The following is a 22553-nucleotide window of genomic DNA, read 5'->3' as shown; positions in this document are numbered from 1 at the left end:
GAGGCAGCCCCATGACGACGAGCCCCGTCTCCGCGCACTCCGCCCCCGCCGCCGGCAGCCTGATCTCCACGCTCCCCGGCCACTTCTACACCGACCCCGGAATCTTCCGGCAGGAACAGGAGCGGATCTTCGAAGCGCTCTGGTACTGCGGCGTACGCTCCGCCGACCTGGGCCGTCCCGGTTCCTTCCGGACCGTGCAGGTCGGCCGCGAGAACGTACTCGTCACCCGGACCCGCACCGGCGAGCTGCGCGCCTTCCTCAACGTGTGCCGCCACCGCGGCGCCCGGCTGTGCACCGAGGAGTCGGGGGAGGTCCGCCGCAACCTCCAGTGCCCCTACCACGCCTGGACGTACGGCCTGGACGGCAAGCTCGTCGCCGCACCCAACCTGGTGAAGATGCCGGACGTCGACCGCGAGCAGTACGGCCTGGTCAAGGTGGCGGTGCGGGAGTGGCTGGGCTACGCCTGGGTGTGCCTGGCCGACGAGCCGCCGTCCTTCGACGAGACGGTGATCGGTGAGGTCGTGGAGCGGCTGGGGGACACCGAGTCCATCGAGGCGTACGAGACCGAGGGCCTGGCCCTCGGCAGGCGCATCCGCTACGACGTACGGGCCAACTGGAAGCTGATCGTCGAGAACTTCATGGAGTGCTACCACTGCGCCACGATCCACCCCGAACTCACCGATGTGCTGCCGGAGTTCGCGGACGGTCTGGCCGCGCAGTACTACGTGGGGCACGGCGCGGAGTTCAGCGCGGACGCCCACGGCTTCACCGTCGACGGCAGCGCCGGATTCGAGCGGCTGTCCGGGATCGCGGACGAGCAGGACCGCCGCTACTACGCGATCACCGTCAAGCCGCAGGTGTTCGTCAACCTGGTCCCCGACCATGTGATCTTCCACCGGATGTTCCCGCTGGCCGAGGACCGCACGATCGTCGAGTGCGACTGGCTCTACGCCCCCGGGGTCGTGGCGTCGGGCGCGGACCTCGACAAGTCCGTCGAGCTGTTCCACCGGGTGAACGCCCAGGACTTCGAAGTCTGCGAGCGCACCCAGCCCGCGATGGCCTCCCGGGCGTACCGCGACGGCGGGGTCCTTGTGCCGGCCGAGCACCACATTGGGGCGTTCCACACCTGGGTCGCCCACCGGCTCGGCGTTACCGGCTGATCGAATAGCAGCGGAGAGTGAAGGGAGCGCCGGTACAGACTGAACGCATGGTTTCCTCCGATCCCGGCACCAGCCCAACGGTCACCGCCGCTCAGGCGGCGGACGCCTCTATGGTGGCTGGCCCGATCACCCGATCGGAGATTCTCGAACGGGCCCGATACTGGTACGACAGACGCGCCAATGTCCCCTACGACCAGGGCCGCACGTACAGGGACGCCAGGGGGCGCTCGTACAGGACGGATTGTTCCGGATACGTGCCGATGGCCTGGCATTCGGGTTTCAGTGCGGACACCGGACCCCTCACCGGACGCGGACGGTGTCGCACGCACTCAGCTGCGCGGAGCACCCCGGGTGGCCCACAATGGCAACCGGGAGGCGACAACAGATGCGAATGCGGGCGCTCGTGGTCGGGGTGGAGTCCTACGAGGCGGGGTCGGCCTGGAACCTGGACGGTCCGGTGCATGACGCCCTCGGCTATGCGAGCTGGCTGCGGGAGCTCGGCCTCCCGGCTGAGTCGCTGACCCTGCTGTTGTCACCGCTGGACCGCAACCGAGCCCTCGCCGACGGGTGCGGGCTGGACTACCGGCCCGCCGACCGGGACACCGTCCATCGGGTCCTGACCAGGGAGCTCGCGGACGAGCGCAGCGACTGGCTCTTCGTCGCCTGGTCCGGGCACGGACTCATCGACACGGAGCGGAGCCGGCGGCTGCTTTACGCGGACGCCGTTCAGCGGGATCTGCGCTGTCTGGACATTGAGGCGCTGCTCGCCCTCTACCGCTCCGACGGTGCACCCGGGCACCCGCGCCAGCTCTGGCTGTTCGACGCCTGTCAGACGCACGCGGACCCGGCAACGACGGGCGGGACGCTGCGGCCGGACCCCATTCCGCGCTCCGTCCCCCGCCGGCAGGCGGATCAGCATGTGCTGTTCGCGTGCGGACCCGGTGGGACAACGCGCAACGCGATGCGCTCCGGTGTGTTCAGCGCCGAGGCGGTACGGCTCCTGCGCGAGCACCCCGATTGGCGCCGCACACCCCGACCGCTGGCCGATGCGCTGCGCGGCCGGTTCGGGGCCACAACGTCACTGTGGTTCGACGGTGACGGGGACGCGCTGCGGACGCACGGCAGTGGCGCGGCGCCCCCGCTTCGGGCCGTGCCCCCCGCAGCCGCGCGGAAGGCGCTGGGGCTGTCCGACAGAAGGCGACTGCTCGACGCGCTGGGCGCGGTCGACGCGATGCGGCAGCCGCAATCCCGGAGCCGGGTCATTGGTCTGCTTCCACAACAGATAGCTGGAAATGTCGCGCGCTCCGAGGTGATGCGCCTGGAAATCCTGGATCTCGTCGAAACATGCCTGTCGTTTCGGGACGGATTGACTCACTTGTGGGAGGCGGTCTCACTCGTCGATCCGGGGACAGCGGCACTCGGCGAGCTGCTGGAGGTCTTCGAGGGGTATCCGGAATGGTTCACTCCGACGCAGCGAAACCTGAATTGACGCTTCGTGATTCAGCCATCCGAAGCTCGTAGAACCCCTGAGGCTGACCGGTTGAGCATGTTTCCAGCAGTGCGTGCTTAGGACATCATGTAAGGACGGATCGAACACCGCACGACTCGGGGGAGGTCTCACGGCAGTGGAAAAGCCGGAAAGCGCCATCACATCGGATCTGCCCGATCTCACGGGCACATCCCTTGAGGCGCTGCGCGCCCGGTCCGACAACACCAGAACACCTGCCAAGCGGCGGCTGCTGGAGGACGTCGGGCGGTCGGCCAGGAGCGTATCTGCCGGCGGGGAGAACAGCTGGACCGTCTGACAATCCCTGCCCGTCCCCGATCCGGCCGTCCCGGTCCGGCCAACGCAGAGGGAGTGTATGCGCCCTGACTCACGGCACGCCGCTCAGGCGCAGCATTCACTGACGCATCAGCAATTCCGCGAACTGGCCCGCGGCGACGCCGGCCGGGCCACGCTCGCCGCACTGGCACGCGCCGAGTTCAGCCACCGTCTCCTCCTGTTCGATTTACTGATGGACGCCGTCAGCCCCTTCGCCGGGTTGTCCAGTCCCCTCCCGGCCCCCGAGCGGGCCTGGGACCTGCTCGCCGCCGCGCAGCGGCAGAGCCCGGAGGTAGTCGAAGAGCTCGTCCTCCTTCCGGAGACCGGACTGTGGCTGACCCGCCTGCTGACCCGGCTGCGTGCGCCCGGCGGTGAAAGCACCCCGCTGTGGGCCGAGATCGGTCACCTGCACACGCTGGCCGCCGTCGCCGCGGCCCGCGCGGGCCTCACCTTCGCTTTCCCCGTACCCGCCCACGGCGGCAGGGTCTGGCTGCCCACGCTGGGAACCGCCTGTCTCCCCTCGGCGCACCGGCACCGCACCGCGTGGACCGCGGTCGAGTCGCGGGCGATCCACGGCCGGCTGCACCTCACCGGCGGGTACGGACACCTGCGCCTTCCCACGCTCCCGGAGCACCCGGCATCCGGCTGGACTCCGCAGCGCCGACTGGCCCTGACCGTCGGCGGGACGGCCCGGATCGTGCTGGACGACCTGGGCCGCCACCGGATAGCGCCACTGCCGGACGGCGCGCCCGAGCGGCTCACTCACAGCGCCTACACCGCCTGGAGTGGGCTGCTCCAGGCGGCGTACGCCCTGGTGAGCGCCGCCGATCCGCCGACCGCCGCCGCCGCCGATGTGCTCCTGCGCTCCGTGCAGCCGATGCCCGCCCACGAACGTTTCCGGGTGCGCAGCGTCAGCAGCGGACACGGTGTCGGAGGCTTCGCGTCCTCCATGTCCGACTCCGTGACCGTCTGGGCGGCCACACTCGTGCACGAACTTCAGCACAGCAAACTCAGCGCGTTGATGCACCTGTACCCGCTGCACGAGGAGCCGCAGGCCCCGGAGGACGGCGGACCGCCGCGGGCCGAGCAGCCCGTGCGGCTCTATTACGCGCCCTGGCGTGACGACCCCAGGCCGCTCGGCGGGATGCTCCAGGGCGCATACGCCTTCGCGGCCGTGGCGCGGTTCTGGCGCGCCCGCGCACGATGCCCGGGAGAGCCGGACATCGCGCTCGCCCGGTTCGAAACCGCCCTGTGGCAAAGCCAGTTGGCGCGGGTCCTGCCGGAGCTGGCAGCCGACCCCGCAGTGACCGAGCTGGGCCGGGAGGCCCTCCACGACCTGCTGGACGCCGTGAGCCGACGGCGCGACCGCTCCGGAGAAGGCCCCGAGGAGGCGATGGCCCACCGGATGGCCGCCGATCACCGGGCGGCCTGGCGGCTTGCCCATGTGCCGCCCCCGCCCGACGCCGTGGCACGGCTGTCGGCGGCGTGGTGCGCGGCCCGGGAACGTCCACCCGCGCTCATCTCACGCCCTCGGCCGCCGACCAGGTCATCGACGGCGCGGCATCTGGATGCCCGCGCCATGCTGGTACGCATCGGTCTCACGGACCCGGCGGCGCTCGACAAGATGGGGGACAGCCCCGGCGACACCGTTGCCGGGGTCGCCGGAGCCACCCCCGCGGATCTGCTCTGGGCCTGCGGCGATTTCGCCGCGGCACTGCCCTGCTACGTACGGGACATCAGCGGCGATCCGGCGTCGCCCGGGGCCTGGTCCGGGCTGCGGCTTGTCCTCGCGGACGCCGGGCGCGCGCCGGAGGCGGTGCGGGCACTGACGGCCGCGCCGGAGTTGGTCGCGGCGGTTCACCGCACCGTGCGGCGGACCGTGGGGAGGCCGCCGGACCCCGTCGACCTCGCGCGCTGGCTGGGTCGGGCGTGACCCGGCCCAGCCGTCCCATGGCGAGCATCTGCCATGACGGCGCGCGGTTCGGTGTGCGGCCGAACCGCGCGGCGCCGGCTTGGCGCCGCGGCCGCTAGATCGGCATCGGGTCGATGTCGCAGTTGGCCCGGCGCCAGGCGAGTGTGTCTCGGTAGGCCGGGTGGTCGTCGCCCAGCTTCGCCACGATGTCGTCGACCGCGCTGCGGTGCAGTTCTTCGGCTTCGCCGGTCCGCCCCAACGCCCGCAGATCGCAAGCCGTGTTGCTGCGCAGGACCAGCACGGTGGGGTGCCCCTCGCCCAGCGCCTCGGTCACCCCTGGCAGCGTTGCCTGATCGAGTTCGAGTGCGGCGGCCGCCTCGCCCTGGGCGAAGAGGTCGTTGGCCAGATTGATCGCGCAGATGAGAGTGTGTGGATGCGTGTCGCCGAGCGGACCCCGGAAGCGGGCCAGCGCGGACTCGTTCAGCTTGCGTGCCTGGTCCACCCGGTCGACCAGCCGCAGCGTGATGGCCAGGTTGCCGTCGGCCGCCACGGTGTGGGGATGGTCCTTGCCGAAGACCTCGGCGTAGAGCGTCCTGGTCCGCTCTCCAATTTTCAGCGCCTCCTGCAGGTCGCCGTTCTGCCGCAGGTCGATGGAGAGGTTCAAGGACGTCTGTAGTCCGTCCGGGCTGCGCTCGCCGTACCGGTTGATGAGCGCGTCCCTGGCGATGTTGGTGTTTGCCTGAGCGTCCAGGTGGTGGCCGGCCTTGCGCTGGGCCACGCCCAGGCGCGCCACGGCCCGCAGGGTCGAGGGGTGCAGGTCGCCGAAGGTCTCGCGGAACGTGTCGACCGCTTCCTCGCACGCCTTCTCCGATTCGGCGTACTCGCCGAGTTCCTGCCGGTCCAGGGTGAGGGAGACCTCGGAGTTGAGCGTGGTGGGCGCGTCCGCACCGAACATCTGTACCTTGGTGCGCCAGCTCGCCTCGTCCAGGTCCCGCGCCTCGCGGAAGAGACCGTTGCCCCTCCGGGTCACCGCGAGGTTGTGCGCATGGAGGAGCGTCTCGGGGTCCTCGTCACCATACGATCTGACCGCCCGGGCGTAGACCTCCTCGTCGAACTGCAAGGCGCCGCGGAAGTCCCCGCGTGCTCTGCGGTCGCCGGACACCTGGCCCTTGACACGCAGGTACTCCTCCTCCAGGTCCGGCCCGGCGTCCTCCAGTTTGGCGAGCATCCGCTCGCCGAGGGCCGCGGCCTCCTGGTAGTGCCCCATCGTCCACATGATGAAGCGCACATGCCGACCGAGAATCAGGGTCTGCTGATCGTCCTCCCCGAAGAGCCGGCACCAGTGCTCGTAGGTTTCCCCGGCGAACTGCAGCGCGGCCTCGTGGTCACCCCAGTAGAAGAGGTATTCCGCGACGTTGTAGACCATCTGGCGAACATTGCGGTTGGGCGACAGTGCGGCGCGGGAGGCGATGACGTGGGGATAGAGCTCGCCGAAGCGGCCCCAGTTCTGCGGGGCACGCGGGTCGCTGGGAGCGTTGGCGGCCAGCAGCAGATGGGCGCCGTGGCGGAACGTGTGGCGCTGCTCCTCCGACATGCGCGCTTCGAGCACGGCCTGGACCAGCCGGTGCATCTGAATCGAGTTGGTGCGGTGGTCGATCTTCGCCAGGGAGTAACGGCTGATCTCGCGGATGGCCCGGCTCAGGCGGATCGGGTCGGTGAAAATCCGGTCCAGTTCCCGGGCGATCGGCTCTGAGACGGCGTTGGAGAAGAACTGTCGGGAGACCGGCTCCGGTGCGAAGTAGGCGCACAGTTCCAGCAGTTGGATCGCCCCGGCGTTCTTGCCCTCGACGTGGTCGAGGGAGACGTTCCACGCGGTGGCGACCGTCTTCTCGTACTGGGTGGGCGGCGACACCGCCATCAGCTCGGCGCTCTTTTCTTCGAACACCCTCAGATATTCGGCCGGGGGCATGCCGGTCTCGGCACGCCACGCCGACGCTTGCTCCACCGCGAGCGGGAGGTCGCCGAGGACCGCGGCGAGCATGTCCGCGTCCTCGGTGGACAGGTCGGGATTTCGTCGCCGGAGCAGCTGAATGCTCTCCCGGCGCTCGAACACATCGACTTCCAACGGATGGGCCAGGGTGTTCCACTGGGGATTGCGCGATGTCACGATTACGGAGCCTACCGGTCCCCCCTCGGGGGTGCTCGGGAAGTATTCCTGCACGGCTCCCGGACTTTCGGCGTTGTCGAACACCAGTAGCCACTTTCCGTACGGGTTTCCCGTGCGCAGCGCCTCCAGGACGGCGGGGACGGCGGTAATCGCCTCGGAGCTCACCGGCAGGTGTAGCCGCCGGGCCAGTTCCACGAACGCCTGCTGAATTTGGGTGGGGCGCTCGGCGGGAATCCAGCAGACCACCTCATATTCGGCGGCGTGCCGGTATACGTACTCCAGAGCGAGTTGCGATTTTCCGACACCGCCCATTCCGTGGAGCGCGTGCGGGAGTACGGCGGTCGGCCCCTCACGCAGGCCGCATTCCAGGCTGACAAGCAACTCTTCACGCCCGGTGAAGACAAGGTTCCTGGGTGGCATGTTGCCCCAGACGGCGGGCATGGCCGGTCGCGCACCGCCTCCGGCCGGGGACGGCTGAGCCTGGCTCTGCGCCGGGGCGGGGACCGTACTCACTGGTGGGCCTCCAGACTTGGGGGTGGTGTCGTCGGGGAGTGTCTCATCGCTGCGATCACGCGGGGGGGTTTCCCGACGCGGGACCTCAGGCGTGTTCGAAGCTGTCGGCCGGTCGGTCCCGATGTGCTCGCCGAGCCTGCGGGCGCGGTGCAGATGAGCCCCGGAAATCGCCTGCAGCGCTGCGTGCTCCGCCTGCCGGAACCGAAGATTTTCTGTCGTCGATTCGACTGCCGACAGCGCGTCGTCATGATGGGGCGAGTTACTGGATCCGTGGAGATATCGGAGGAATTCTCGAGCCGCCTCGTTGTGCGGTGCCAGGAATTCGGCAGCCTTCCTCAGTGTCTGTTCCGTTGCGGTTCTGCTGCCGGAGGCGAGTAACTCCTCACGGGCGCCGTCGACAAATACATAAGAACTCCCGTCACAGCCGGGCAGTGGTTCGACCAGCGGACTGATCAGCAGCTCGGCCAGATGGGCCCGGGAGGCGCGCGGCATGATCTGACGCGTCACCTCCGTCATGGTCTCCACATCGAGCTGGACCGCGGCCAGGCGTGTGGCCAGCGCGAACGCGTCCATTGATGCCCTGGTGCGGAACCGGGCGACCAGCTCGGCCGCGGTGGCCCCCGAGGCCGGGGGCGGTGGGAATGGCGGAAGCGGACGGGTAGTGGTCAGGACCGCGGCCATGTCCGCCCAGCGCGGGGAGGTACCGGAGACGAACCGGGCCCACGGGCCGAGCCACTCGGCGCCCAGCTCCAGCACCGGGACGGGCACGACGTGCCCCGGCGAACCGGGCAGCAGCGACGCGGCAAGCGGCTCGGCCGCCTCCCACCGCGCCTGCCCGTTCGCCGAGCAGGGCCCCTGGGCGCGCAGCCTCACTCGCACAGGGAACAGCCCCGTACTGGGCCACAGCCGCTGCGGCAGCACCTGCAACACGACCACTGGCTGGAATTTCCCCCACAGCGCGGCCAGCCGCTGAGCGGCCCCCGAGCGCCACGCGGGCGCGGCCCCGTCCGTCAGCAGGAATACGATCCGCCGACCCGCCGGCTCGACCAGGCTCCGCGGCGGCTGCGGCCGGGACGTCGCGGACACGCGCAGGAGTGCGCGCGAGGCGTCCGAAGTGTCGAGCGTCCTCATCTGTACGTCGCGCAGCCCGCCGTACTGACTCAGGAGTGACCGGAACTGCTGCACGGCGGGCCGCCACAGGGCCATGTGAGGGGCGTCGTCCACCACGAGCACGGCGCTGCGCAGCCGCTCCGGCTCGGGTACGAGCACGGGCGGCAGACGCGGGGCGAGGGCGATCCGCTCCGCGGTCGCCGCCTCGTCGACGATGTGCGAGTGGGCCGAGGCGGCGAAGGCCCGCAGCGGACGCAGCGCGCGGCCCAGGCTCCGATGGCCGGGTGCGCCGCGCCGGACCGTGCCGGTGGCCCGGGCGACGGGGAGGCCGGCCGGCACCTGCGGTCGTGGCCGAACGGGCTCCTCCGGGCCCGGCGTGTCCCGTGCCCCCGTTTCGGCGTGCGACGCTGCGGGGGCAGGCGGCCGGTACGGTGGCCGCTCGCTCTCCCCGCTCCCCTCCGGTCGCCCCGGAGCACGCGCGTGCTCCGGACCGGCGTCGGCGCTGCTGTCCTCCCGCGCGGCCGCGGGCGGCAGTTCTGTGCCTTCGGCGCGTTCCCCCGCCACCGGAGGCGGCCCGTCGGCCAGCCAGGGGTGGCGCGCCGCGAGCCACAGGGCGTCGGCCACTTCCCAGGCGTACAAGTCACTCAGGGGCAGACGCCGGCCATCGGGCGGGGGCGTCGGCCCGTCCCGTCGGCGCTGAGCGCCGGCGTCCCTCGCCGCCGGCTCCTGACCGGTCACGCCGTGTCCGCCCCTTCAGCGCCCAGGGGATGCCAAATAGCGGCGAGAACCGATTGCCACTCGGTGACATCTCCTCCGTCCTGGAGGTAGAGACCCGATGTCGCCAAGTGGGCCGCATTCAGCAACTGATCGGCGGCCAGTCCGCCCACCTGTGAGCTGCGCCGGAGGAAATCCTGGATCAGCGCCTCCTGGCTCCCGCTGAGGAGATTACCGAAATGCCCGGATACCAGTTCTGCCAATGTCTCCGCGTCCGGGTCAGGAATGTCGAGCCGCAGGCATCGCCGCATGAATGCTTCGGGGAACTCCCGTTCACCGTTCGAGGTCATGACGACGACCGGAAAGGTGTGTGCTGTCACCACTCCGTTCTCGACCACAGCGGTGTGCCCGGGGTCAGCCGTATGGACGGTGGCGGTCGATTCCGTCTGCTTCACCCGTAAGAGTGGCGGCACTTCGAACCACGCGTCCTCGAACAGGGTCAGGAGGTCGTTCGGCAGGTCGGCGTCGCACTTGTCGATCTCGTCGATGAGGATGACCCTCGGCAGCCTGTGGGGGAGCATCCCGGTACCCAGCGGGCCCAGTTGGACGTAGTTCCCGATGCCGGGCCGTCCCGTTCCCGCTGCGGCGTCCTGGGTGGCCTGCGCCCGCCCGATGGCGTCGTACTCGTACAGCCCCGAGGCGAGTGTGGTCCGGCTGGTCACCGGCCAGTGCAGTACGCGCCCGAGCCGCAGCTCACGGGCGATCCGGTACGCGAGGCCGGACTTGCCCACCCCCGGCCGGCCGGTGACGAGCAGCGGCCTGCGCAGCAGGAGCGCCGCGTTGATCAGCCGCACCTCCTCGGCGCGGGGGGCCCGGGGGCGTCCGGGCGGGCCGAGCCGGCGGTCCGCCTCGTCGTCGTCGGGCGGCTCGGGCATCGTGACCGCACCGCGGAAGGTGCGCCAGGGCGGACCCTCCGGCCAGGTGCGCTTCTCGTACGGCGTGTCGGGTAACGATTCCCCCGCGCCCCGGTAGAGCTGCTCGTCCTGGTGCGCCGCGTTCACTCGGTCCCCCCTACGAAAGTGGCGGGAGCGTTCTGCCCGCCCTCGAGAAGATGCTCGGGGTCGTCCCAGATCATGCTCATCGACCGGATCGCGTCAACGTCCCGGTCCTGTGCGGCGCTTGCTCCGGTCACGGCCGTCGTACGGACGACAAGGTCGGACTTCCACTGTTGCGCACGTTCGGGAAGACTCGCCAGGCCATCATTGGCCAAGCTTTCACGAATAATGCTCCGGAACGCCGCTGACGCGGGATCCGCGCGGTGGTAGACCACCACCGGCACGCCGAGGTCCAGGGCGAGACTGAGCTCGCGCAGACCCAGTTCGCTGTCACGGTGCGGCGGTCTGCTCAGCACCATGCCGACCACGTCGTCGTCGCGGCCGATCTTCGCGTCCATCAGAGCGAGGTGTTCGGCGTCCGTCAGAGTGTCCGGCGCGCACTCGTACATCTGCCCCGGGCCCTCGCCGGCCCGCCAGTGTGCCCATCGGGCCCGCCACGCGTTGTGGAAGGTGGGTCGCTGTACGCGCTCCAGGCTGTGCAGCAGGATCTCCCGGTATCGGCTCAGCAGGGCGTTCGGGAAACCCAGCGAGGGATCGCGGTCCCACCACTCCACGGGCTCGGTGAGCAACTCCGCCGGCAGGAAGATCTCCAGGGCGGCGTTCTCGGCTCGGGAGTGACGCAGCTGGGTCATGTGTGTGAGCAACTCTGCCACAACCAGAGGAAGTTGCGACTTGGTCACCGGCTCTCCAGGTTCCGTATGGGGATCTCTCTGGAGCGCGTTCGAATCCGTGTACTTCACGCACGCCGAGACGAAGTAGCGCTGCGCCCGCACGGGCCGCCGTTTGCCCGCGCCGGCGTGCGGCGTGCGGTCCGGCTCCACCTTGACGTATATCCGGATCAGCGGTCTCGACGAGCCGCCTGGGGCCGGGGCCTGGTCGCCGGCCTGCTCGGCGTCCGGGCCGGCGTTGTCCCTGAGGCCGGTCCGCAGCGTCGCGAGCGGTTCGGACAGATCCCACAGCTGGGCGAAGTAGTCGTTCCAGGTACGCAACTCCCCTATTCCAGCGGCCACTTCCGTACAGTGCGACACATATTCGAGGAAGGCCATCGCGGGCAGCAACTCGCCGGGGCGACCGTTGTGGTCGGCGAGATGGACGAAGGCCTCCCACGGGGTGGCGCAGTGCTCGGGCAGCGGAGCCAGGCCGTCCGTAGCCAGGTCGACCAGAGCTCCGAATTCGGCCACGGCGACGTCCAGCACATGACGCAGCGGCTCCCAGTCGGGCCCGGGAAAGGCCAGCCGGGCCTTCCACTCGGCGAGCAGGAGGAGTAGTGCAGGTTCGAGCACGGGCGTGACCAGACAGGTGGCTTCCACCAGCCGGTCCATGCCGTCCTCGACGACGGCGCAGCCGTACACCGTACTGACGAACTCCTGACGCGCCACGCTGAAGCCCGAGGGCGTCAGGGCGAGGATGTGCTGGTGGACCATCTGCCGCCACAGATCCCGGCTGCTGTCATTGATGAGCCGCCCGGCCGGGTCTTCCAGCGTCTTGACCACCGCACGCAGCACCCGGTGTTGCGCGGCATCGAATCCTCCCGTGACCACGCGCGTCCTTTCTGGCACCGCGACATCTGTTCGAACCGCGAGGGAGGCCCAGGGTAAGGGCTCCATGTTCACCCGGGAAGTACCTCGGAAAACACCCGGTAGAAATCGTCGTTGGCCCAATAGGAACTGTGCGCCGCCGAGACGGGCTGGCCGTTGTCCACTGGCGCGTCGGTGATCCGCGGGTCGTTTCCGAAAGCCCCTGCCGCGAGATAGGAGAGCAGGTCCCGGCGGTCGTGGACGTTGACCCACGGTGGGAAGGCATCGGGCAGCCCGGTCCCGTACGGGAGGGAGGGCAACGCGTCCAGCTCATAAAGCAGCGGGGCCTGGGATCCCACCGTCACCAGCAGGTCCACCGCGAGGCCCGAGGCCGGGTCGGCCAGCAGGTCAACGGCGATGATCCCGCCCAGACTGTGGCCGAGCACGACGACCGGACCAGGACCGGGCAACGCGCGCACGGTGTCGGCAACGTAATCCCGTACCGCCTGTCCCCGGGCCAGGTAGCTCAGTACGTCGCCGACGAAGCCCACCGAGCGGCTGCTGAGTGCGGCCCGCCGGGAGACGATCATCCCTGAGCCGAGTGAGCGCTCGAAGAGCCGGGCGGAGAACCCGAGCGCCGCCACGAGCACGTCGCTCAACCCCTTGGTGTCACCACCGAGTTCGTTCGTGAGGACATCGACCAGCTCGTCCCGGGCCGCGACCGCGACGGCGCCGGGCTCCTCGTCCGCGTGGGCCATCGCCCAGGCCGTGATGGCCCGGGCCGTCAGCCGGGGCAGGGCGCTCCCGTCCGCAGGCGGGGAGGCGACGGCGCCGCGGAACTCGCGGGCCGTCGATACGGCGGCCACGACGTCGGCCGTCGACAGGCCGGGGGCAACGGCGCCCCAGGCGCCGCTCACCGCGGCCGCCGTATCCAACCTGCCCACGGCGTCCATCAGCTGATCTCCGAACGGCGCCGCACCGGGAACGAACCCGGCGCCGGCGGAGCCGCCGGAGGAGTGCTGGGCCAAGGTGTAGGCCCCGAGTTCGGCGAACGGATCGGCGTACAGCATCGCCCAGCGCAGCCGGTCCTCGTCGTCTTCGCACTCTTCGACGGCGGGGGGTCCGCTGCCGCGCGACTCGGCGGCCGCCGCGTACTCCGGGTACCCGGGTATCGACACACCGCCCGCCCGCAGATACGACCCGAGCGCCGAACCCCAGTCGCACGGCTCCACCCGCACATCGGGACGAAAGCGGGAAAGCCCCGCCCTTATCCCTTCCAACGCCTTGGTGTAGGAGGGCTCGCGTACTCCTGTGCCGTGCACGAACAAGACCGTGACCACTCTTCGGACCCCCTTCGACAGCACTCTCCCCAGAGCGACGCGACTGCTTCAGCGGGGCTCTGAGGAGCCGGACGAGAAGCCTGTCATATCCTGCGCCTCAAGTACCGCTAAACAAATGGAAATTGAAGGAACAACACCAACGCTCGATGTGCCTGTATTGCGGTCTGTCCAGAACGCCGACACGCTGACATGCCGGAATGCGAATCGGTTCCCCGTTCGCCGAGAGGAACTTGTTCATCCCCCGGTCGCGCATGGGGCGGCCCGGCCGGAGACGGGGGCTCGGAATCGGGACGACGCCGTTTTCCGCGAGTGGGGTACCGTCCGCCGCCGCCCTGCGCGGGCGCCTTCACCGAATCCGCCCCGGGCTCCGTCGACGGCAAGGTGCAGCGCCTGCTTCCGGGCAGATGCGGGCCCCGACCGATCTCTGGTCGGGGCCCGCATCCGTTGTCCGGTCTCAGGTTCGGCAGAGCTGACGCCCCGGCGGGACCACAGGAAACGTACGCCGCCGGGTCGGGGCAGAGTCAGAGTCATGGCTGCCCGGCCGCCAGTGCGGCCTGCAGCCGGGGCACCGACTTCGCTGCCGTGCCAGTGTCCTTGCGGTCGGCCGCACCGCGCAGTTCACGCAACGTGCTGTCGATCTGCGTTGCTTTGTCGGCACCCGTGCTCTGCCGGACTCGTTCCCAGGTGAGTTCGAGGCTGGTGACGTCCCCGGCAACCGCACCCGCGTCCCCAGCGGCCGCGTCCACCTTCAACTGCTTTGCCCACAGATCCATCCGGTCCGCCTCGACCGTGGCGAGCGGTTCGTAGCGCAGATGCAGATCGAGATCGTTCTGCGCGACCCTCAGCACCGCTCCGCGTGAGCGTTCCGCATCGCGCGCCTCGACGGCCGCGGCGAGCGTGTCGAGATCGCGGTTCATCTGCTGGGTGAGCTGCTGCGGCACACGATCCGCTGTCCGGTACGCATCCCAAGCGGCACGCACCTTCCGAACCGCCGCAGGGTCCGTCGTCCCGTCGTGTGCCGTACGCACAGCGGCCGACAGGTCCGCCAGCCTGCCCGGCACCGGGCCGGGCTTCGCGTCGGTGGGGACGGCCAGCGAGACGGCCTCCACGTCGGCGCCCGCCTTGCCGGTGGAGAATTCCCCGTACCCAGGGGCGAAGACCTTGTCCTCGCGGGTGCCGTCCATGTGGAGCTCGTTCACCGTGATCGCGCCCTTGACGGGCCCGTACGGACCGGGGACGGTCTGCCCGACCGCCTTGACCGTGACCTCCTCGAAGACGGTCTCCGGCACATTCTCCGGCCGGTACACGTCTCCGGCTTTCGGGTGCGCCGGCATGATCATCGCGGCGGGTCCAGTCTTTCCCGCCAGCCAGGTACCGTCGGTGTCGGCGACGACACCATCCTTGTAATTGAAGACGTCCTCGCCGAGGTACCAGACGGAACCGTCGTCGGCCTGCGCGAACCAGTCGAGCGCGACCTCCTCGATCCGCCCGTCGGACAGCGCCATGTACTGGAGCGTGCGGACCTTGACCTGCTCGCCCTTGATGGTGATGGACTTGGCGACGGGCAGCAGCGTGAACTCGGTACGGAACGGCTTGCCTCCGACCTGACCGCCGTAGATCACCTGTTGGATCTGTGAGCTGGGGTGGAGCGGGTTGGTGATGGACGTCGGCCGGGAGAAGGCCGGTTTGCCCACGTCGACCCGGTCCCTCTCGGGCGCGAGCGGCATGCACTTGCTCGTCTTCTTGCCGGTGGCACCGTCCACGATCCGTACGCAGTCCGTACGCGCTTCCTTGCCTCCCGCGCTGCTGCTGCACCCGCCGGCCGCGAGCGTCGCGGCCAGCACCACCCCCACTGCTGCCACGAGCTTCCTGTTGTTCATGACACGCCTCCTTCTCTCGTACGGAAACCGTGGCAGCCGGGCGCTGAAAGGACCCTGAACAAAACTGAACGGGCCTTCAGCGACAGGGGAGCGACACTTCGAAGCGGGCCCCGCCCAGCGGGCTGCCGGACACTGTGGCCGTGCCGCAGTGTGCCGCCACCAGCTCCGCGACGATCGCGAGCCCCAGCCCGCTGCCGCCGGTCCTCTCCCCGGACCGGGCCCGCGCGTCGTCGAGGCGTACGAACCGTTCGAAGACCCGCTCCCGGTCGGCGGCCGGCACCCCGGGGCCGTCGTCCTCGACCCCGAGCACGATCCGGCCGTCCTGCGTCTCGGTGAGGTCGAAGGCCACCTGGGAGCGGGCGTGCCTGGCCGCGTTGTCACCGAGGTTGCGCAGCACCCGCCGCAGGCCCTGCGGGTCCGCGTTCAGCCGCGCCGCGGACACTCCGGCCGTGCCGATTCGCAGCGCTGCCGCAGTCGATCGGAGCCGCCGCGCCTCGTCGAGGACCAGATCGTCGACGTCGACCGGCTGGAGGCGCGGCCGCAGCGCGTTCTCGTCGGCCCGTGCCAGCAGCAGCAGGTCGTCGACCAGGCGCTGGATCCGCAGATCCTCCGCCAGTACGGTGGCGGCCAGCTTCTGCGGTGTCGTCCGGCCGGGATGGGCGAGCGCGACCTCGGCGTGCTGGCGGATGGACGCCACGGGAGAGCGCAGTTCGTGCGAGGCGTCGGAGATGAAGCGCCGCTGGGCGGTCTGGGACCGTTCCAGGCGATCCAGCATGTGGTTCATGGTGGCCGCGAGCCGCGCGATCTGGTCGCGGCCTCGCGGTAGCGGCACCCGGCGGTGCAGCTCGGCGGAGGAGATCGCCTCGACCTCGGCGCGCATCGCCGAAACCGGCGCGAGCGCCCGCCCGACCGCCATCCAGGTGGCCGCCGCGGCCAGCAGGAGGAGCAGCGGCAGTCCCGCCAGCAACAGCCGGATGACGATCCGCGTCGATTCGGCGACCGCGATGAGCGCCCGCCCGACCAGCACCGTCTTCTGCCCGTCGGGCCCGTCGGCGGCCACGGCCACCACCAGGAACTCGTCCTCGTCCAGCGGGGTGGTGATCCTGGACTCGCCGTCCGCGTCCGGGCGAGCCAGTGCCGGAAGTTCCTCGACGTTCCCGCTGCCGGCCACCACGGCGCCCTTTGCGTCCAGGACCTGGATGAACTGCTCGTCACGCTCGGCCACGGCCAGCGACGGCACTCCGCGCCCGGACTCGATGACGGCGGCCACCTGCTCCGCGCGGGCGCGTGACGCCTGCCGTACGTCGTCGGTCAGCTCGGCCCGCAGCAGCGCGACCAGGGCCACCGCCCCCACGAGCAGTCCCGCCGCGACGACGAGGACGGCCGCCACGGTCGACCGGACCCTAACCCCCATCGCTAACCTCCATCGGAGGCCAGCCGGTAGCCGCAGCCGCGCACGGTCTCGATCGAGGCCCGCCCGAAGGGCCGGTCGAGTTTGTTGCGCAGATGGCGGACGTAAACCTCGACGATGTTCGGGTCGCCCTCGAAGTCGTTGTCCCAGACATGCGCGAGGATCTCCCGCTTGGACACGGTCTCGCCACGTCTGCGCAGCAGGAACTCCAGCAACGCCAGCTCGCGGGCGGTCAACTCGACCAGGACGCCGCTGCGTGAAACCTCCTTGGCCGCCGGGTCCAGCCGCAGATCACCGGCGGTGAGTGCGACAGGCCGCTCGCGGGGGTCGCGGCGCAGCAACGCCCGCAGCCGGGCCAGCAGGACGGCGTACGAGAAGGGCTTGGTCAGATAGTCGTCAGCGCCGGTGTCCAGCCCCTCCACCTCGTCCCATTCGCCCTCCTTGGCGGTGAGCATCAGGATCGGCGTCCAGTTGCCCTCGGCGCGCAGGGCCGCACAGACGCGGTAGCCGTTCAGGCCCGGCAGCATGATGTCGAGGACGATCGCGTCGTACGGGTTCTCGCGCGCCCGCCACAGGCCGTCCGTACCGTCGAGCGCGACATCGACGGCGAAGCCCTCCGCCTCCAGGCCGTTTCGCAGCCCTTCGGCGAAACGGCCCTCGTCCTCGACGACCAGAATCCGCATGCCCCGATTGTGGCCCTCCGTACCTGAATCGGAGCTGAACCCACACCGACGATGGTCCCGGTCGTACCCGGAACGCTTCACATCTGGTTGAGAACGCTTTGGAGGCTGCGCATCACGTGTGATCTCCAGCCGCCGCCCATCCACACCACCTGGCTCCCGCCTGGTGGGGCGGCCGGGAAGCGCTTCTTCGGCGGGTTGCGGGAGACCCGGCCCTGCATACGTCGCCGTCCTTGGGCGAGCCGATCGTCGAGCACCTCCAGAGCTTGGCAGTTTCTCGTTGCGGTACTCGGGGTCGGGCTTCCGGGCGCCGACCGTGACCGCGTTCTCGGACGCGGTCACGGTCGCAGGCGTCCAGCGCGGCCGGTCCACTTTCCGGGCCGAGGTCAACCATGCCGGAACCGTCGGGGCCGGCCCGGCGCCGTCCTGCCGTCCTGCCGTCCGCCAAGTCCTCGTTGGCCAGTCAGGCCGATTGCTCGGCTACTGGTGGATGAGCTGCCCTCGGACGGCTCCGTCAGGGAAGGGGCGGTTATGTACGTTTGCGTAGAACTTCTGCGGTTTGCAAGCGAGTTCTCGCAGTTCGCGGTAGGTCAGTACCGTGGCGGCGTTCTCTGTTGTCTGGGTTCGTTGTGCCTTGACGCAGCCGCTTGATTTGCCGTGCTTGGGTGTCTTGAGCGTGATGGCGACTGGCCCGGCTGTTCCGCGTTTGCCCGCGTGGATGTGAGATGCGGTGGGCTGGTCAATTCTGCGTACGCTCAGGGAGTAGCAGAGGCTGCCGTTCTTGACCTGGAACCAGAACTCGCCTCCGCCGTTACGGTCGCCCGGGCCGGGTACTTCTTCGCGGCCGGTCAAGTCGGCTGCGCCATGGGCGATCTTGTCAGCCCCATCGACGCTGGGCAGGACGCCCGATGCGGTGGCAGGAGCAGTCAGGGCGGTGAGGGCCGCGGCGCAGCCAACGGCTGCGACCATCATTGAGGTCAGGGCACGCATGGACGTCTCGATTCTTTGTCGGGCGGTCGGGGCTGGGAGATCGAGTGATGTGCTCTGGGAAGTGATCTCCGCCGTTTCGACTCAAGACCATGCGTAGCCCTTGCTCAATATTTGTGCGGCTGGATGGGCGCCCGCCGCTGGGGGGAGCTGCTCGGTCCGATCTCGAAGCAGCAGATTCGGAGAGGCGCTCCGAGAGCCGTAGTTGATCCACCCCCGGATCAGCGGACGGCCTTCGCCCCGGGCATGAGCGGCGGATTCGCCGCGGCGGCCGCCCAGCAGGGCCTGGGCGGTGCGGTCGGTGACCGTGTAGAGGGGCAGCAGGACCAGGTCGTGCAGAAGCGATGCCGTACGCAACCGGCGGCCGACCCTGATGCGCATGAGCGACTCCAAGCCGCTCGGCGCGCTGTCCGGACACCCCTACTACCGGGTGGGCTACCCCTGGCGTGACGGGACGGTCGACCCTGGATCAGGTGTCGCAAGCCTGGTCCGCCCGTTCGAGGAGAAGGAGCGGTTCGGCGAGGATGTGCGCGAGAACGTCGCACCCTGGCTCAGGGAATCCCATCCCGACGCGGTGCTCTCCACGTACACCGGGGTGCGGCGACTGGTGCCGGGACGAGTCGACCGCCTCAAGGGGGACACGCTCTTCTGTGACCGGCCGGACGAGCGCAAGCGGTGCCTGGGGCGCCACGCGGTGGCAGTGACAACCGACCTCAAGGGCAAGCCGGTCGGGGAACCGAAGGTGATCCGAGATGCGCGCATCGGCAACGGCTCACTGCGGCTTCCCCCTCCGCGAGCACCCGAAGTGGTGGCGCGGCCCCGCGAAGGAGGCCCGTACCGGCCCGAAGAAAGGCAAGGGGCCCGTCGTCGCCGCTGCGGCGTCGGACCGGGCCCGCACACCGCACAGTAGGTCGCCGGGCCTCCCGGCCGCCCCGAGGCGGTGACCAAGCCGCGACCGTAGGGACCCTCCGCGGCGCACTCGTCACCGCCCGGGCCCGCCCGGCAGCGGCCACGGCGCGAGGCCGGCGACCTCGCCGCGCTGCCGCTCCTCCAGCGCCTCGACGCGCGCGCACTGCTCCTCGGTGAGGATGTCGCACACCCAGTCCCAGTGCAGCGCCACCCGGTCCCCCGGGGTGAGCCCGCCGATCAACGACCGGCCGCCGGTCGACCAGCGCACCACCTCCTGCCTGAGCGGACCGGTCACCACGGCGTCGCCTTCCAGCCGCAGGGGGCGGGATTCCACGGTGGCCGATTCGCCGTCGACGTGAAGGACGACACCGGTGCGGATACGGCACTGGTCGAGCACGGACAAGGCGGACGGGTTGCCGCCGGCCCGCAGGAGCCGGGTCCACGGGTACACGTCGAAAACCTGGAAGCTGTGATGGGCGCGAGCGCGGCGCCCCGCCTCGCGCCAGGTGCCGCCGATCTGGCCGCGGAAGCGTTCCAGCAGCCGGTCGAGCAGCGCCGCGGGGTCCACCTGCTCCAGCAGCTCGTTGCCGATCCAGTACGCCTCGACCACACGCACGTCGAGCGGATCCGGGAGCCCGGCCGACTCGGCCAGGAATTCGAGATAGCACCATGCCCCCTCGAACTGCCGCGCCCGCCGCTCGATGCCGGCCGTCGCCTCGGGCCTGAGCAGGGCCGAGGCGTCCGGGGGACCGCAGTAGCCGAGTTCATTGGGAGGGTAGGCGTATCGCGCGAAGACCAGCGCTCCCTGGGCGCTCATTCAGCAGATCCTCGGCAGTTGCTCGCCGATCGGCAGCCCGACGACCCGGTTGCCACCCAAAGCGGTCTTCGCCACCACCATGCCCGGGTGGTCCGCGACGCAGGTGCCGATCCGGCAGGCCGACCGCCCGAGGGGGTGCGCCCGCAGAGCCGCCAGCACCTCGTCCGCGGATTCGGCGGGCACGAAGGCGAGGAGCTTGCCCTCATTCGCCACCTGGAGCGGATCGAGCCCCAGCAGACTGCAGGCGTCCCGCACGGTCTGCGGGATCGGCAGCTCCCGCTCCACCAGTTCGACTCCGACCGCCGACGCACGGGCGATCTCGTTCAGCGAAGCCGATACGCCGCCGCGGGTCGGGTCGCGCAGCACATGCAGGTCCGCGCCGGTGGCGATCATGGTGGCGACCAGGCCGTGCAGGGCGGCGGTGTCGCTTTCGACCGCAGTGCCGAACTCCAGCCCCTCCCGGCAGCTCATCACCGCCACACCGTGCACACCGATGTCGCCGCTGATGAGCACCGCGTCACCGGGCCGCGCCCGGCGCGGGTGGATGTCGACACCGTCGGGGATCATGCCGATGCCTGAGGTGTTGATGTAGACGCCGTCGCCGCTGGCGCTGTCGACGACCTTGGTGTCTCCGGTGACCAGCCGTACGCCGGCGGCCTGGGCCGCCGCCCCCATCGCCTCGGCGATCCGCCCGAGTTCGCTCAGCCCGGTGCCCTCCTGGAGGATGAACGCCGTCGACAGGAACAGCGGTGACGCGCCCGACATCGCGAGGTCGTTGACCGTCCCGTTGACTGCCAGGTCACCGATCGACCCGCCGGGGAAGAACATCGGCTTCACCACGAACGAGTCGGTGGAGAAGGCGAGCCGGCTGCCGTTGTCCATCGACAGGACAGCCGAGTCGCCGAGCTCGGCCGCCGCGGCCGCGCCGAAGGCGGGCAGGAACAGGTGCTCGATCAGCTCGCCCGACATCGCCCCGCCGCCCCCGTGACCCATCACGATGGACGGCGTGTCCCGCAGCGGTACGGGGCAGACCCAGCTCTCGAAGTCGAGGTCCGCTGTGTGTTGCATGGCGTCGGTCACTTCGCATCGACCAGTTCCAGCCGGCGGTACAGGTAGTAGGCGGCGCACGCTCCCTCGGACGACACCATCGTCGCTCCGAGCGGGTTGCGCGGAGTGCACTGTTTGCCGAACGCGGCGCACTCGTGGGGTTTGATCAGGCCCTGCAGGACCTCCCCGGACCGGCACAGCGACGACTCGGAGGTGCGGATGTCGGCCACGTCGAACCGGCGCTCGGCGTCGAGATCCCGGTACTTGTCGGACAGCCGCCAGCCGCTGCGCGGGATCATCCCGATGCCGCGCCACGTCTGGTCGGTCACCTCGAAGACATCCCGCAGCATTTCCATGGCGGGGACGTTGCCCTCGTCGCGTACGGCACGCGGGTAGGCGTTCTGTACCTCGTGGCGGCCCTCTTCGAGCTGGATGACCGTCTGGCGGATGCCTTCGAGGATGTCCAGCGGCTCAAACCCGGTGATGACGACGGGGACCTTGTACTTCTCCGCCAGGGGCGGGTATTCCGCCGTGCCCATCACGCTGCACACATGCCCGGCGGCGAGGAACGCCTGTACCCGGCAGGTGGAGGACTCCATGATGGCTGCCATCGCCGGCGGCACCAGGACGTGGGAGACGAGCAGCGAGAAGTTCCGAACCCCGAGGCGCTTGGCCTGGTACACGGCCATCGCGTTGGCGGGCGCCGTGGTCTCGAACCCGATCCCGAAGAACACGACTTCACGGTCCGGGTTCTCCCGGGCCAGCTTCAACGCGTCGAGCGGTGAGTACACCACGCGCACATCGCCGCCGGCGCTCTTGACCGAGAACAGGTCCTGGCTGCTGCCCGGCACGCGCAGCATGTCGCCGAAGGAGCAGAAGATGACGCCGGGGCGGGCGGCGATGGCCAGTGCCCGGTCGATGATCTCCAGTGGGGTCACGCACACCGGGCAGCCGGGGCCGTGGATCATCTCGACTTCCGGGGGAAGCAACTGGTCGATGCCATGCCGGATGATCGAGTGCGTCTGGCCCCCGCAGACCTCCATCAGGGCCCACGGCCGCGTGGTGGCGGCGTGGATCTGGTCCAGGAGCTTCTTCGCCAGATCGGGATTGCTGAATTCGTCGAGGTACTTCACTTGTCCGCTCCTTCGGGGAATTCTTTCTGCCTGGCGGCGAGTTCGAACCCGTCGCCGAACTCCTCCGCCAAAATCCCGAGCTTCTCGAAGTTGGCCAGCGTCTCTTGCGCCGACCGTTCGTCGAGACGCTGAATGGCGAATCCGACGTGCACGATGACGTATTCACCGATCGTCACGTCGGGGATGTACTGGAGGCACACCTCCTTGCGTACTCCGCCGAAGTCGACCTCGGCCATCAACGCGCCGTCGATTTCGGCGGTGCTGAGGACACGCCCCGGAACTGCCAGACACATGGTCCCTCTTCTCTGTGAATCCCTGG

At 69.8% G+C, this 22553-nt stretch carries 18 protein-coding genes; 5 read left to right on the top strand and 13 right to left on the bottom strand.

Annotated elements, in window-relative coordinates; all coding sequences use genetic code 11:
• Positions 1–11 precede the first annotated feature (11 nt).
• From QMK30_RS13560 to QMK30_RS13545, 4 genes are all read left to right on the top strand, one after another.
• On the top strand, positions 12–1160 hold the full coding sequence (locus tag QMK30_RS13560) for an aromatic ring-hydroxylating oxygenase subunit alpha (RefSeq protein WP_283517945.1): 1149 nt from the start codon (positions 12–14) through the stop codon (positions 1158–1160).
• Between the two features lie 385 nt (positions 1161–1545).
• Entirely contained in the window at positions 1546–2649 is a 1104-nt protein-coding gene (locus QMK30_RS13555) for an effector-associated domain 2-containing protein (protein WP_283517943.1), read from the top strand.
• 136 nt (positions 2650–2785) lie between these two features.
• The gene (locus tag QMK30_RS13550; protein ID WP_283517942.1) at positions 2786–2965 is read left to right on the top strand and encodes a hypothetical protein; all 180 of its coding nucleotides are present in this window, start codon (positions 2786–2788) and stop codon (positions 2963–2965) included.
• A 57-nt stretch (positions 2966–3022) separates the two neighbouring features.
• A complete protein-coding gene (locus QMK30_RS13545) occupies positions 3023–4915 on the top strand; it encodes an aKG-HExxH-type peptide beta-hydroxylase (protein ID WP_283517941.1) in 1893 nt (630 codons plus the stop codon).
• A gap of 94 nt (positions 4916–5009) precedes the next feature.
• Here QMK30_RS13545 and fxsT read toward each other — a convergent pair whose 3' ends face one another.
• The 9 genes from fxsT to QMK30_RS13500 form a co-directional block, all read right to left on the bottom strand.
• Positions 5010–9308 (bottom strand): FxSxx-COOH system tetratricopeptide repeat protein, encoded by a 4299-nt coding sequence (fxsT, locus tag QMK30_RS13540; RefSeq protein WP_283517940.1) that lies wholly within the window; start codon positions 9306–9308, stop codon positions 5010–5012.
• A gap of 110 nt (positions 9309–9418) precedes the next feature.
• Positions 9419–10459, bottom strand: coding sequence for an AAA family ATPase (locus tag QMK30_RS13535; protein WP_283517938.1), 1041 nt, complete (start codon positions 10457–10459; stop codon positions 9419–9421).
• Complete coding sequence (locus tag QMK30_RS13530) at positions 10456–12054, bottom strand: VMAP-C domain-containing protein (protein ID WP_283517936.1); 1599 nt, start codon at positions 12052–12054, stop codon at positions 10456–10458. Before QMK30_RS13530 ends, QMK30_RS13535 begins: the two co-directional genes overlap by 4 nt.
• Positions 12055–12122: 68 nt before the next feature.
• Positions 12123–13352: a hypothetical protein gene (locus QMK30_RS13525; protein ID WP_283517935.1), complete on the bottom strand. Its 1230-nt coding sequence runs from the start codon at positions 13350–13352 to the stop codon at positions 12123–12125.
• Positions 13353–13897: 545 nt separating this feature from the next.
• On the bottom strand, positions 13898–15250 hold the full coding sequence (locus QMK30_RS13520) for a hypothetical protein (RefSeq protein WP_283517934.1): 1353 nt from the start codon (positions 15248–15250) through the stop codon (positions 13898–13900).
• Positions 15251–15326: 76 nt separating this feature from the next.
• Positions 15327–16664: a sensor histidine kinase gene (locus QMK30_RS13515; RefSeq protein ID WP_283517932.1), complete on the bottom strand. Its 1338-nt coding sequence runs from the start codon at positions 16662–16664 to the stop codon at positions 15327–15329.
• Positions 16665–16666: 2 nt separating this feature from the next.
• Entirely contained in the window at positions 16667–17344 is a 678-nt protein-coding gene (locus tag QMK30_RS13510) for a response regulator transcription factor (protein ID WP_283517931.1), read from the bottom strand.
• A 477-nt stretch (positions 17345–17821) separates the two neighbouring features.
• Positions 17822–18331 (bottom strand): CHRD domain-containing protein, encoded by a 510-nt coding sequence (locus QMK30_RS13505; RefSeq protein WP_283517930.1) that lies wholly within the window; start codon positions 18329–18331, stop codon positions 17822–17824.
• A gap of 81 nt (positions 18332–18412) precedes the next feature.
• Complete coding sequence (locus tag QMK30_RS13500) at positions 18413–18709, bottom strand: hypothetical protein (RefSeq protein ID WP_283517928.1); 297 nt, start codon at positions 18707–18709, stop codon at positions 18413–18415.
• Here QMK30_RS13500 and QMK30_RS13495 point away from each other — a divergent pair.
• Positions 18708–19238, top strand: coding sequence for a hypothetical protein (locus QMK30_RS13495; RefSeq protein WP_283517927.1), 531 nt, complete (start codon positions 18708–18710; stop codon positions 19236–19238). The two genes, QMK30_RS13500 and QMK30_RS13495, sit on opposite strands and share 2 nt — an antisense overlap.
• A gap of 72 nt (positions 19239–19310) precedes the next feature.
• Here the strand turns inward: QMK30_RS13495 and QMK30_RS13490 are convergent, their stop codons facing one another.
• The 4 genes from QMK30_RS13490 to QMK30_RS13475 are packed head-to-tail and all read right to left on the bottom strand — an operon-like array spanning position 19311 to position 22527.
• Complete coding sequence (locus QMK30_RS13490; RefSeq protein ID WP_283517925.1) at positions 19311–20054, bottom strand: DUF6390 family protein; 744 nt, start codon at positions 20052–20054, stop codon at positions 19311–19313.
• Positions 20055–21122, bottom strand: coding sequence for a hydrogenase expression/formation protein HypE (gene hypE, locus QMK30_RS13485; RefSeq protein WP_283517924.1), 1068 nt, complete (start codon positions 21120–21122; stop codon positions 20055–20057).
• An 8-nt stretch (positions 21123–21130) separates the two neighbouring features.
• A complete protein-coding gene (hypD, locus tag QMK30_RS13480; RefSeq protein ID WP_283517922.1) occupies positions 21131–22234 on the bottom strand; it encodes a hydrogenase formation protein HypD in 1104 nt (367 codons plus the stop codon).
• The gene (locus QMK30_RS13475) at positions 22231–22527 is read right to left on the bottom strand and encodes a HypC/HybG/HupF family hydrogenase formation chaperone (RefSeq protein WP_283517921.1); all 297 of its coding nucleotides are present in this window, start codon (positions 22525–22527) and stop codon (positions 22231–22233) included. The genes hypD and QMK30_RS13475 overlap by 4 nt, the downstream gene beginning before the upstream one ends.
• Between the last annotated feature and the right edge of the window lie 26 nt (positions 22528–22553).

Source organism: Streptomyces sp. H27-C3 (genome assembly GCF_030063415.1).
Lineage (GTDB): Bacteria > Actinomycetota > Actinomycetes > Streptomycetales > Streptomycetaceae > Streptomyces.
This window is presented reverse-complemented; position numbering and strand designations above follow the sequence as displayed.